The following is a 12715-nucleotide window of genomic DNA, read 5'->3' as shown; positions in this document are numbered from 1 at the left end:
GCGTCGTGGCCGTCGGCGTCTTTGTGTTTGTGACGCTCATTCCCTACGTGCTCTTCGTGCAGTTTGTCGCCTTGCGCGGTGTCGAGAACCTGTCGGAGACCGTGCCCGGCGACTTCTACTTCATTCGCGATGCCTCGGTCTCGTGGCTGCACGTGCTGAGCTGGGATCTCGCCGGCATCATGGACAAGATTCTCTACGGCGACTACCTCTCGAAGGTTCCGCGCGTCAGCAACCTCGCCTACACGGTGCTCTTCATCGTGCCGTTCGTGATTCCGCGCATCCGTCGCTCGCTGCTCGTCACGCGTGCCCATCGCCAGCTGTTCGGTGTGCTCGCCGTCGTCTCGACGTTCGCGGTGTGGGCGACCATCGGCTACGCCGAACCGCAGTGGTTTCCGAGCTTTCACCGCACGCTCGCGGCCGTCACGCGCACTCTCGCCGCGAAAGACGGCCCCGTGGGCACGCTCGCGCTCGACATCTCGTCGACGATCGTGCAGGTGCTGCGGTTTCCGCACCGCTTCCAGTTGCTGCTCTTCGTGCTCGCCCCGCTCGTCATGTCGCTCGCCCTGGCGTGGATGATCGACGCTCTGCTGAAGCGGTGGATGCGCCGCCGCGACGCGGCCGACGCGGCAGCGGCGGCCATCGACAGCGCGAGCGCCCGCTCGAGCCGCGAGTTGGCTGCGGCCGCGCGCCGTCGCCACCGTGACGCCATCGTGTTGCGCGCCGCTGCTGTGGTGACGGTGGGCACGGTGTTCTTCGCGCCGCTGCTCTCGAACGAGAACTATCGGCAGGTCTTCTTTTCGGGCAACTTCGGCACGTTTCTCGCGCCTTACCCGGTGGGCGACCTCGACGAGCTCAAGGCCGCACTGCTCGAGCTCGACGAGGGCAAGACCGTCGTGTTGCCGCCGACCGAAACGGCCAAGCTCGTCACCGACGAGAACGGCGTCGACCACAAGTTCATCGACAAGTTCTTCATCTACTACCTCGACCTGCCGAGCTACTACTACGGGCTCACGGGCGACAGCTACAACAAGTTCGAGTTCTTCTTGCTGCTGCGCGGGCTCTATTACCAGCAAGACTGGTGGATCAACGTGGCGCGCGACATCGACTTGCGCTACATGGTCGTCAACAAGAAGCTGCGCGACAACCGTGGCGTTGGCGCCGAGTATCTGCCCGACGTCGAGACGTTTATTGGCCCCGCGATGGAGCGCCAAGAGGCCATGGGCTTCGTCGAGCAACGTTTCGAGAACGACAGTTACGTGCTCTATGAGCTCGTCGATCGGGCTCCGGATGACCGACCCACGTTGCTCATTGACTCGAGCTGGAGCGACTACCTCGCCCTCGTGTGGAATCGCCTCGAGCTCACGCGCTGCTACGACCTCGAATACCTGCCGTTCGCCGAGCCCGAAACCATCGAGGGTGCCGCAGGAGCCGAGCCGGCTCTCGTCTATGCGGGTGACTCACCCGAGACGGCCCTCGACCTGTGGACTCTGCAACACCGCGACTCGTTCTTCACGCCATCGCCCAAGATGTTTCCGTTCGACAGCGACATCGTGGCCTCGAGCTATTACCTCTCGCCGATGTTCCGCGCCTTCTTGATGTTCTCGACGACCAAGTGGAACCGCACCGAGATGATCACGCCGGGCGTCTTCGGCACGCTCAACGGCTCGTTCGTCGCGGTGCCGCGAGCAACGCGCCTGACCATTCAAGTGAAGGTGCCTGACGACGGTCGCTACCACGTGCTGCTGCGCGGCGCAGCAACGGGCAACGCGCTGACCGTCACCTCGCCCACGCTCGACCTGCTGCGTTCGGTCGAACTGCAGCCGACGGCCGGAGCCGTGGACTTCTACACGCAAGACACCGTCTACACCGCTGACCGCGTGCCCGAGCCCGTGGCCGACCTGTCGGTCGCCGAACTCGAAGACCAACTCGACTCGGGCCTCGTCGCCGTCAACTCGCGCAACGAGTATCACGATCTCGGCGTCATCGACATGACGGCGGGCGGGCACAGTCTGCGCTTCGACAAGCTCGATGGCAATCCCTTGCTCGTCGAAGGTGTCGTGCTCGTGCCCGAGGCCGAGTATGACGCGCTCACCGAAGTGGGTTCGTCGACCATCATCACCGACGTGTCGCAGCTTGAGTGCGGAACCGTCTACGACGTCTTCGGCCCCGATAGCGAAGGCTACGTCGACCCCGCTGCCAACGAAGCGCACGCCGATCTGACGCAAGAAGAGCTGCTCAACCTGGCAGCTGCGGGCGTCGACCAACTCGAGCCCGACGAAACGGGCGGCCTCGGCGCCGACTGGCTCGTGCTGCTGCTCGGAGCGCTGCTCTTGCTCGCCGCCACCCTGACCGTGCGCTCGCGCACTCGCATTCGCATCGACGATGCGACCTCCGTGCCCGCCTCTGAACCCGAACGAGGAGCTTCTCATGACTAACACCACCCACACCCCGACGCGCGTCGTCATGCTCGGCACGCACGGGCAATACAACATTGGCGACGAGCTGCTGCTCGCCACGGTCTTGCGCCAGCTCGGCACGCAACACGAGTACGTCGTCAACACGTACGACGCGGCCGACACGGCAGCTCGGATTGATCCGGACTACCAGGTTGAGCTCATCAACACGGCCGGCGACCGACTCGCGCTGCTGCGGCACCTGCGGCGCGCTGATGCGGTGGTGTTTGCCGGCGGGAGCATCCTGAAAGAGCTGTCGGCGGCGACCGGCCGCAACCGCTACGCGACCCTGCTCATGATTCTGGCCGTGGTGACCGCGACGCGCGTCATCGGCCGCGCGCCCATGGCGATGCTCAACATCGGGGTCGGCCCTATTCGCACGCGGTTCGGTCGCTGGCTTGCCGGCCGCATCATGAACCAGGTCACGCTCGTCACCGTGCGTGATGCCGGCTCGGCCGCGCTGTGTGAACGCATTGGCGTGCGGCGCCCGGTCGTGAGCTCGACCGACGCCGTGTTCTCGGTCGAGCCCGAGTGGTTGCGCGGGGGAGCCCCGCGCCCGGCGGCCGACAGTGGCACGCTACGCATCGGCTTGAGCTTGAACCACGACATCGACACGCCCGAGAACTGGGAGCACGTCGTCGCGACCCTCGCGCAGGCGGTGCGTGACCTCGCCGCTGAGCGGCCGATCGAGATTCACGGTCTGCCGATGCAATCACGCGGCAAGACCCACGACGATGCGACGGTGTTGCGCGACTTCGCCGAACGCATTGCCCCGGTGCCGTTTGTCGAACACCGACCGGATGCGATCACCGAAGTGGCCCGCATCATCGAGCAGTGCGATCTCATCGTGGCCGAGCGCCTGCACGCCATCATCACGAGCGCCAAGCTCGGCGTGCCGGTGGTGCCGCTCGCCTATGACGTCAAGGTGCGACAGGTCGCGAGCGTGCTCGGGCTCGACGACGTGAGCATTGACTTGAGTGCGCCGTTCACGGCCGCCGACGTGCACCACTCGATTGCGCGGGTTGCCGACGACCAGCGGGGCGCTCGCGCCGCACTCGCTCGCAACACCGACCTGTTGACCGTGCGCGCCCGCGCGGGATTCGACCAGGCGCGCGCGTGGCTCGCGGGAGTGCGCGCATGACGAGCCCTACCCCTCGACGCCTCGGCGCCCGCACCGTTCTCACGGGCACGGCGCTGCTCTCGACGACGATGCTCGCCGTCAGTGCGGCCAACTATGGCCTCAACTTCGTGCTCGCACGATTGCTCGACCCGGCAGAGTTCGGCGACGCATCGCTCGCGATCACGCTCGTGCTCGCGGCAGCGGTCATCGCGGCCACCCTGCAACTCGTCGCCTCAAAGTCGGTTGCCGCTGACCCCGCCTCACTCGAAGCCGTACGCCGCACGCTCGTGCGCGCAGCCCTCGCCGCGGGCGCGGTTGCCGTGCTCGTGCTCGGCGGCGGAGCGTGGCTCATCGCTGACGCCCTGAGCGTGTCGAGCCCGTGGATGCTCGTGATCGTCTCGCTCGGATTGCCGATCTACTTCGTCCAGGCCGTGCACCGCGGGGCGCTGCAAGGTCAGCTGCGGTTCGCGCGGCTCGCACTCAGCTATGGGGTGGAAGCCTCCGTGCGCGTCATCGTCGTGCTCGTGCTCGTCGTCGCCGGGCTTGGCGTGATTGGGGCATCCGTCGGCATTCTGCTCTCGTTCGTGGCCTCGGCGGCAATCGCTCGCGCACGCGGCGGTGATCGATCGCCACGGCCCCAGGGTGTGGCATGGTCGGTGGTGCGCGACGCTGTTGTGGCCGCGATCGTGTTGCTTGTCGGTCAGACTCTGCTGAACAATGCCGATCTGTTCATCGCCAAAGCGGTGCTCGATGCCCCCACTGCGGGTGTGTATGCGGCCGCCGCCGTGCTCGGGCGATCGGTGTTCTTTGTGTCGTGGTCGGTTGTGCACGTGGTGTTTCCCGTCATCGCGTCGGTATCGAGCACGCCATCGCAACGCCGGCGAGCATTCGCGACGGCAGTGGCGATCATCGCCGGTGTTGGGGGAGTCGGGGTGGGGGTTGCTCTTCTCGCCCGCGACGGTCTCATGAGCGTCGTGTTCGGTGACGACTATGCGGCCGCCGGGTCTCTTCTCGTGCCCTACCTCGTGGCGACCTCGTTCTTCGCCCTTGCCAACCTGTTCGCCGCTGCCGACCTCGCCCGCGGTTACCGTGCGGGCCCGGTGGTTCTCGCGATCGGTGCCGTCGTGCAGACCGTGGCTCTCGCCCTCTGGGCGCGCACGCCCGAGGCTCTCGTGTGGGGCCAAGTGGCGGGCACGGCAGCGATCGTGATCGGGCTCGCGACTCTCGTGACCGTGCGCTGGGTGCGTGCGCGTCGAGTACGCATTCTTGACATGACACTATAAAGCGTTATAAGGTTTAGTGACCCGAAGGACATCATGAACTCTCACCCCGAATCGGCTTACGCAGCCTACGCGGCCTGGCGCGACACCCCGCAGACCGGCCCCATCGATCTCAGCATCGTTATTCCTGCCTACAACGAGCAAGCACGCATCGTTCCCACGATCGGCGCTTTCGCCGCCCACCTAGCCCTCTCGGGCCTGACGTGGGAGCTCATCGTCTCGGACGATGGCTCGCGTGACGCCACGCGTGCGCTCATCGACTTGCTCGACCACGCCAACGTGCGTGTCGTCGAAGCGCCGGCCAACGCGGGAAAGGGCGCCGCCGTGAAGCGCGGCTTTGCCGCCGCGCGCGGTCGCATGGTGTTGTTCTCCGATGCCGACAACGCGACGCCGGCCGATGAGCTCGCCGGGCTCATCGCGCGACTCGAAGCGGGTGCTGACGTCGCGATCGGCTCGCGCGCGGCCGACGGCGCCGATGTCATCAACCGCTCGTTGTTGCGGCGCACGCTGTCTGCGGGTCTTCGCTGCATCGTGCGCGTTGGCCTCGGCATCGGCGTGGCTGACACGCAGTGCGGATTCAAGCTGTTTACCGCCGAGGCCGCTCACCGCATTAGCTCGGCGCAGACGGTTGATGGGTTCTCGTTCGATCTCGAAATGCTGCACCTCGCCGAGCGATTCGGGTACGAGATCGCTGAAGTGCCCGTGCGGTGGTTCGACGCCCCCGGGTCGAAAGTTCAACCGGCTCGCGAGGCGGTGCGGTTCGTTCTCTCGATCGCGCGCATCCGACTCAATTCCATTCAGGGGGTATACCGCCATGCGTGAGATCACGATCGCTGTTGTCACAGCACTCAGCCCGAGCAGCACGACCCTGTCGGAATATGGGCTTCATCTGTTGACCGCTCTCGGCCGAAAGCCGGGCATCCGTGTTGTCGCACTTGTTGAAGACCGTGCGATCGACTATCCAACGATTGACGGTGTGGAGGTGCGCCGTGCATGGCGGTTTAACGCCCTGACCACTCCCGTGCGCCTGGCCCGCGCCGCCCGTGCGGCAGGCGCCGACATCGTCATCATCAACGCGCACTTCGGCAGCTTTGGCGCTTCACGTGCCTCGGCGGCACTCGGGCTACTCACTCCGCTGGCGCTTCGACTGGTCGGTGTGCCCGTCATCACCTTGATGCACAACATTGTCGAGACGGTCGACCTCGCCGCGGCGGGCTTCCGCGCCTCGCGGCCTGTTGAAGTGCTGTTGCGAGCGATCGGCACCAGCCTGACCTGGCTGGTGTTGCGCTCAACCCTTGTCACCACCACCATGCCGCGATATGTCGAAATCTTGCGCAGCAAATACGGCGCCGACAATGTGGCGCTGACGCCGCATGGCGCATTCGATGCTCCGCCTGCGCCAGTCATGACGTCAGACGCCGCCGAGGTGGTCATGACCTTCGGCAAGTTCGGTACGTACAAGAAGGTCGAAACGCTCATTGAGGCCGTGCGGCTTCTCGATCGACCGGGCCTCTCGCTCGTCATTGCGGGTACTGACAGCCCCAACACGCCTGGCTATCTGGCGGGCGTGGAGGCACAGTACGGTGGCGACGACGTGCACTTCACGGGGTATGTACCCGAAGAGGCCGTCGAGCCCACGTTTCGTGGAGCGACGGTGACGGTGTTCCCGTACACCGCCACCACCGGTAGTTCGGGCGTTCTGCACCAAGCGGGCGCGTTTGGATGCCCTCCCATCCTTCCCCGACTCGGCGACCTCGAAGACCTCATCATCGACGAAGGCTTCACCGGTGCGTTCTTTGAACCCGATGACGCAGTTGACCTGTCGCGGGCAATCGAGCGCTTGCTCAACGACCCGGCTGAGCGGCAGCGCATCGCCGCGGGCAACCACGCTGCGTCGGTGGGGCTCTCGCTCGAGCACGTTGCCGATTGGTACCTCATGCACGTGGCGACGATCGTGTGCGGATCTCCTCTTGCGTTATTCAGGCCCGTCGATTCCCGCCACGACGTGCACACACTTCATAAAGTTTTGTAGAATAGGCCCATGCTTTCATCCCCTGAGCTGGTTTCGCGCATTAGAGCTGCCAATGGCGACACGCAAGAGGGCTTGGCTCGACGTCTCGGCGTTTCGTATCCGACGATCAACGCGTGGGAGCGCGGGCGCAGTGAGCCCACGCCGCGCCACCGCCGCACGCTTGAAGAACTCGCTGCCGAGCTCGACATCGTGCACGAGCTCGTCGTGCTGGTCATTGATGACGATCCCGTGACCGCCGAACTCGTTCGCGCCGCGGCCGCTGGGCTTGATGCCGCTATCTCGGTTGAATCAGCGCTCGACGGCTGGGAAGGTCTGGTCAAGTGCGGGGCTCTCAAGCCCAGCCTGTTGTTTCTCGACATCATGATGCCGGGCATCGATGGGCTTGAGGTGGCTCGCCGCCTGCCGTCGGTTGACGGGCTTGATCACTTGAGGGTGGTCTTCGTGACCGCATCCCAAAGCCCCGACGTTCTGGCACGCGCCGCGGCTCTGGGCACCGCGGTGATTGGCAAACCGCTCGAGCTCGACTCACTCGCAGCCGTCATGGCCGAATCGCTTGACGCGGTGCCGTCGCGGTGAGCACTCAGCAGTCGAACGTTCTTGGCGAGCTCGTCGCCGGGCTGCCGGCTGCCGTGTATCGCACGACCTCTGACGGTCAATGGGTTGCGGGTAACCGTGCACTCGTCGACCTCGTCGGCGCCGGCTCGTTCGACGAGCTCGCTGAGCTTAATGTTCGTGACATTTACGCCGACCCTGCGCGTCGTGATTGGCTCGTTCAGCGAGCCGACGAGGGCCTCGAGATTCCCGTCGAAGACCTCCAAATTCGCCGACTCGATGGCGAACTGAGGTGGGTTCGCGTCACATCACACGCCGTTCACGGTGACGATGGGTCGGTCGAATACTTCGAAGGCGTCATGGAAGACGTCAGTTCACTGCACGCGGTTGACAGTCGCCTTCAGCGCTCAAACACCTTGCTCGACTCTTTGACCCGCATGCAAGAGCAATACATGTCGGGCGTCGACGTGGGTGACCTGTTTGATGGTCTCCTTGACGAGCTCTTGCGCTCCACCGGGAGCGAATATGGCTTCATTGCGCAGCTCTTGCACGACGATAACGGCCCGTTCTTGCGCACCTGGGCGATGTCCGACATCTCGTGGAACGATGCGACGCGCGCAATGTTTCAGCAGTACGGCCCGCGCGGTATGGAGTTTCACAATCTCGACACCCTCTTTGGTCGCGTCGTCACGGGTGATGCTCCGGTCGTCGCCAATTCCGTGTCGAACGACCCGCGCGCGGCCGGGCGACCGAACGGCCATCCGCCGCTCGACACGTTCTTTGGTCTGCCGATTCGCAAGGGCGGATCGGTGATTGGGATGCTCGCTCTTGCGAATCGCCCCGGCGGTTTCGACGACGAACTCGTGCACTTTCTTGCCCCGCTCGCGGCGACCGTCGGCAGCCTGATCGAAGCGGCGACGGTCGAACGGGAACGCGCCGAAGCGTTTGAACGCAACCAGCGCCAAGAAGAACTGCACCGTTCGATTGTTGAACAAGCCGCTGATGCCATCGTGACGTTTCGCGACGTGGGAACCATCGTGCTGGCGAACCGCGCCGCAGCACAATTGGTCGGGCTCGAACCGAGCGAGGTTGTCGGCGAGCGACTTCGTCGGTTTATTCCGCGCGAGCTCTTGCGCGACACCGTAGAGCAGGCGACGCGGGCCCTGGTGCGCGGTGTCAGTGTCGAGCTCACGCTGCTTCGCGCCGACGGAAGCGAGCGCCCCATCGAGGTGACGTTTGTGCAGGGCGAATACGACCACTCGGGGGTGACCACGCTCATCGCCCGCGATATCGGCGCACGCAAAGAAATCGAGCAGGCCCTGCGTGCGGCCCGCGATGCCGCACAGAGAACGGCGCGCGCGAAAGACGAATTGCTTGCGGGAATGAGCCACGAACTGCGCACGCCGCTCAATGCGGTCATCGGGCTGTCGGCTGTCTTGCGGCGTGAAGTTCACGGGCCGCTCTTGCCCAAGCAACACGAATATGTCGCGCAGATCGAATCGAGCGGCCGCCACTTGCTTGAGGTGATCACAACGATTCTTGATCAGGCGAAAGCGGAAGCCAACAAGATCGAACCCACGTTTGCGGTCACCGACGTCGCCGAGCTCGTGCACAGTGCGTTGGGGCTCGCGGGCGAACTGGCGATCGGTAAAGGCCTCTCGGTCGCCGTCGATGTCGCGACCGACCTGCCGCCGATTTACGTCGACGTCTTGCGCGCACGCCAGGTGCTGCTCAATTTGCTCTCGAACGCGGTCAAGTTCACGGCCTCGGGCGGACGCATCGGAGTGCGTGCAGCGCGGGCCGACGATGCCGTTGCCGTGACCGTCTGGGACACGGGAGTGGGCGTGAACCCCGCCGATGTCGATCGCATCTTCCAGCCGTTCGAGCAGGCCGACTCATCGCTGTCGCGCCGCTACGAAGGAACCGGTCTGGGCTTGGCGCTGAGCCGTCGGTTGGCCGAGCTTCTCGGGGGCACGTTGACGGTGACGAGTGAGCTGGGCGAGGGATCTGAGTTCACGGTGACATTTCCGGTCGCGACGACCGACGCTGACACGACGAACCTCTAATCGAGGTCGAGCCGCATCACGAGCCGACGCTTCGACGGATGGCTGACCTCGGTAAAGCCCGCGGCCAGAAATGGCCCCACCGGTCCGACGCTCAACTCGTCCCACGTGATCTCGCTGCCACCCGTGAGCATCGGGTAGCCCTCGATCGCGAGAGCACCGCGCTCGCGCGCGTGCTCGACCGCCGCCGCAACGAGAGCGTAAGTGAGGCCGCGGCCGCGGAATCCGCGGCGCACCACGAGGCACGCCACGGCCCACACCGTTGGATCGTCTTTGGCCTCGCGGCGCCCGGCCCAGGGAACGGGGGAGCCGGCGAGGCGGCGGAAGGCGGCGCGGGCATCCACTGCCGCCCACGCGGCCGGTTCATCATCGACGTACGCGACGATGCCCGCCGTGCGCGCGGGGTCTCGGTCGAGGCCGTGATCGTCACAGCCGACGGCCTCGCGCAACACGGCCGAGCGCTGTTCGACGGGCAGGGCGTACCACTCGCGATCGCCCAGGCGTTGGCGCGTGCACTGGCAGCGTGCGGCCGTGCCCGTGAGAATCGCCTGCAGGTCATCCCAGCTCGCCTCATTGGCAGCAACGATGCGGATGCCCGACTGGACCATGCGTGCCACGCTAGCGGGCGCGGGGGTGACGCTGTGCCGCCGATAGGCTGGAGTCGTGTCTAAAGTTCTGACCTCTCTGCCCGTCGGCGAACGCGTCGGCATCGCTTTCTCTGGAGGGCTCGACACCTCTGTGGCTGTGGCGTGGATGCGCGACAAGGGCGCGATTCCGTGCACCTACACGGGCGACCTCGGTCAGCCCGATGAGCCCGATGTCGAGGCCGTGCCCGGTCGCGCGAAAGAGTATGGCGCCGAGATCAGCAGGCTCGTCGATGCGAAGGCAGCGCTCGTCGAAGAGGGCCTCGTCGCCCTCGCCTGCGGTGCGTTCCACATTCGCAGCGCTGGCAAGACCTACTTCAACACCACGCCGCTCGGTCGCGCCGTCACGGGCACGATGCTCGTGCGGGCGATGAAAGACGATGGCGTCGAAATCTGGGGCGACGGCAGCACCTACAAGGGCAACGACATCGAGCGGTTCTACCGCTACGGATTGCTCGCGAACCCGCGCTTGCGCATCTACAAGCCCTGGCTCGATGCCGACTTCGTCACCGAGTTGGGTGGTCGCCAAGAGATGAGCGAGTGGCTCGTCGCCCACGGCTTCCCCTACCGCGACTCGGCCGAGAAGGCCTATTCGACCGACGCCAACATCTGGGGCGCCACGCACGAGGCCAAGACCCTCGAACACCTCGATGTGTCGCTCGAGACCGTCGAGCCGATCATGGGCGTGCGCTTCTGGGATTCCGCCGTTGAAATCGCCACGGAAGACGTGACCGTCACGTTCGTCGAGGGTCGCCCGACCGCCCTCAACGGCGTCGAATTCGCGGATGCTGTGCAGCTGGTGCTCGAAGCGAATCGCATTGGCGGCCGCCACGGCCTGGGCATGAGCGACCAGATCGAAAACCGCATCATCGAGGCGAAAAGCCGCGGCATTTACGAGGCTCCCGGAATGGCGCTGCTGCACATCGCGTACGAACGCCTTCTCAATGGCGTGCACAACGAAGACACGATTGCGAACTACCACGCCGAAGGCCGGCGCCTTGGCCGCCTCATGTACGAAGGCCGGTGGCTCGACCCGCAGTCGCTCATGCTGCGCGAGAGCATTCAAAAGTGGGTGGGGTCGGCCGTGACCGGCACGGTCACGCTGCGCCTTCGTCGCGGCGACGACTACACGATTCTCGACACGAGTGGCCCTGGCCTCTCGTATTCGCCCGAAAAGCTCTCGATGGAGCGCGTGGGCGACGCGGCGTTCGGCCCCACCGACCGCATCGGACAGCTCACGATGCGCAACCTCGACATCGCCGACTCGCGCGCGCGGCTCGAGCAGTACGCCGCGCAAGGCATCATCGGCGGGGCGACGGCGCAGCTGGTCGGCAGCATCACGGCGGGAGAGAGCGACGAGGTCGTCGAGCACGCGGTGCCTTTGACCGCCGAGCGTGAGGCTTTGGCCGAAGCCGTCGACGCGGCGAACGAAGCATCGTCGTTCGACTCGGGCACCGACTAACAGCCTCTAGCGGTCAACAGATTCGCGCGCGTCGATGACGCGCTGCCCTGATGCGCGCGCGGCGAGTCCCTGGCGCTCGCGGTCGACCACAAGAGTCGCAATGATCGCCACCACGAGCGCGAGAGAGAGCACGTCTCCGACGACGGGAATCACCTCGCTCAGCACGATGACGCCGCCGAGCCCGAGCATGGCGCGCACAAGGCGCGCGAGCACGGTGGGTCGCCATCCGCCGGTGGCTCGCAACAGCACCGCGGATTCGCCGATGGTGGTTCCCGTCACGAGAACCGGCACGAGATACACCACGAGGCCGATTACCAATCCCATCGCGGTCTCGAGCGGGTCGGTCACGGTGGGCGAGCCGGGGGCGATGACGAGAATGCGCAGCAGTGACACCAAGAGGCCAGCGATGAGCGACACGAGGCTGAAGACGAGCACGTCGCTGAGCATCCCGAGCAGTCGACGACCCACGGTCACGGGTCGCGGCTCGGCGACCGAGGGTGCGAGAGCTTGTCGGCGACGCAGCAGGGCGAGGGCGATGAGCGAGCCAATGACGGCGCCGAGCGTGTTGTGGGTGAGGTCGGTCACTGAGAAGAGCCGGTACGAACAGGGATAGAGCCCCCAGATTCCCGTGAGCTGGGTGGTCTCGACCGCGAGTGACACGACGAGCCCGCTCAGCGCGGCACGCGCAACTCCCCAGCCGAAGAGGTAGCGGACGAGAAAGCCCAAGGGCATGAAGAAAATGATGTTGAGCACGACCACCTGCAGCGACGCGTTGGCGATGAGGCTTGTTCCTGACTGTTGGATCAGCAGAATGTCGCGAATGTCGGTGAGCAGATCGAGGTTAGGGGTCGAGCACCGATAGTCGTCGGTAATCGCGGGCGCCGGGAGGATCGTGTAGGTCCAGATCGCCAGAAACGACACGAGCAACGCCGCCCAGCCGATCGTGCGCCCGACCGTCATGCCGCCCCGCAGTCGATAGCTCGCGGCCACGAAGGGGACGAAGAGAAGTATCGCGATAATCGCGCCGATGATGATGGCGATGATGCCGGGGGTGATTCGATCCATCGTGGTTACTCGGCAGGCTTGTTGTCGAGCTGCTCGCGCCAGCC

The 12715-nt window shown here is 65.3% G+C and carries 10 protein-coding genes; 8 read left to right on the top strand and 2 right to left on the bottom strand.

Annotated features, from left to right (window positions below):
- From SFU54_RS11200 to SFU54_RS11170, 7 genes are all read left to right on the top strand, one after another.
- On the top strand, positions 1-2435 hold a 2435-nt coding region (locus SFU54_RS11200; RefSeq protein ID WP_319016354.1), incomplete at its 5' end, for a hypothetical protein.
- On the top strand, positions 2428-3594 hold the full coding sequence (locus SFU54_RS11195) for a polysaccharide pyruvyl transferase family protein (RefSeq protein WP_319016353.1): 1167 nt from the start codon (positions 2428-2430) through the stop codon (positions 3592-3594). The genes SFU54_RS11200 and SFU54_RS11195, both read left to right, overlap by 8 nt.
- Entirely contained in the window at positions 3591-4856 is a 1266-nt protein-coding gene (locus SFU54_RS11190) for an oligosaccharide flippase family protein (RefSeq protein ID WP_319016352.1), read from the top strand. The genes SFU54_RS11195 and SFU54_RS11190 overlap by 4 nt, the downstream gene beginning before the upstream one ends.
- A gap of 33 nt (positions 4857-4889) precedes the next feature.
- Positions 4890-5675: a glycosyltransferase family 2 protein gene (locus tag SFU54_RS11185; RefSeq protein ID WP_319016351.1), complete on the top strand. Its 786-nt coding sequence runs from the start codon at positions 4890-4892 to the stop codon at positions 5673-5675.
- Positions 5668-6885 carry a glycosyltransferase gene (locus tag SFU54_RS11180; protein ID WP_319016350.1) on the top strand — a complete coding sequence of 406 codons (1218 nt, stop codon included), beginning with the start codon at positions 5668-5670 and terminating at the stop codon, positions 6883-6885. The genes SFU54_RS11185 and SFU54_RS11180 overlap by 8 nt, the downstream gene beginning before the upstream one ends.
- A gap of 9 nt (positions 6886-6894) precedes the next feature.
- Positions 6895-7461: a response regulator gene (locus tag SFU54_RS11175; protein WP_319016349.1), complete on the top strand. Its 567-nt coding sequence runs from the start codon at positions 6895-6897 to the stop codon at positions 7459-7461.
- Entirely contained in the window at positions 7458-9503 is a 2046-nt protein-coding gene (locus SFU54_RS11170; RefSeq protein ID WP_319016348.1) for an ATP-binding protein, read from the top strand. Before SFU54_RS11175 ends, SFU54_RS11170 begins: the two co-directional genes overlap by 4 nt.
- Here the strand turns inward: SFU54_RS11170 and SFU54_RS11165 are convergent.
- Complete coding sequence (locus tag SFU54_RS11165) at positions 9500-10108, bottom strand: GNAT family N-acetyltransferase (RefSeq protein ID WP_319016347.1); 609 nt, start codon at positions 10106-10108, stop codon at positions 9500-9502. The two genes, SFU54_RS11170 and SFU54_RS11165, sit on opposite strands and share 4 nt — an antisense overlap.
- Positions 10109-10163: 55 nt before the next feature.
- Between SFU54_RS11165 and argG the strand changes: the two genes are divergently transcribed.
- On the top strand, positions 10164-11606 hold the full coding sequence (gene argG / locus SFU54_RS11160) for an argininosuccinate synthase (protein ID WP_319016346.1): 1443 nt from the start codon (positions 10164-10166) through the stop codon (positions 11604-11606).
- Between the two features lie 6 nt (positions 11607-11612).
- Here the strand turns inward: argG and SFU54_RS11155 are convergent, their stop codons facing one another.
- Positions 11613-12671, bottom strand: a complete 1059-nt coding sequence (locus tag SFU54_RS11155; RefSeq protein WP_319016345.1) for a VanZ family protein — start codon at positions 12669-12671, stop codon at positions 11613-11615.
- Positions 12672-12715 lie beyond the last annotated feature (44 nt).

The sequence above is a fragment of the Microcella sp. genome (assembly GCF_033763155.1).
Lineage (GTDB): Bacteria > Actinomycetota > Actinomycetes > Actinomycetales > Microbacteriaceae > Microcella.
The sequence above is the reverse complement of the archived record's forward strand: the minus strand, read 5'-3'. Positions and strand labels throughout refer to the sequence as shown.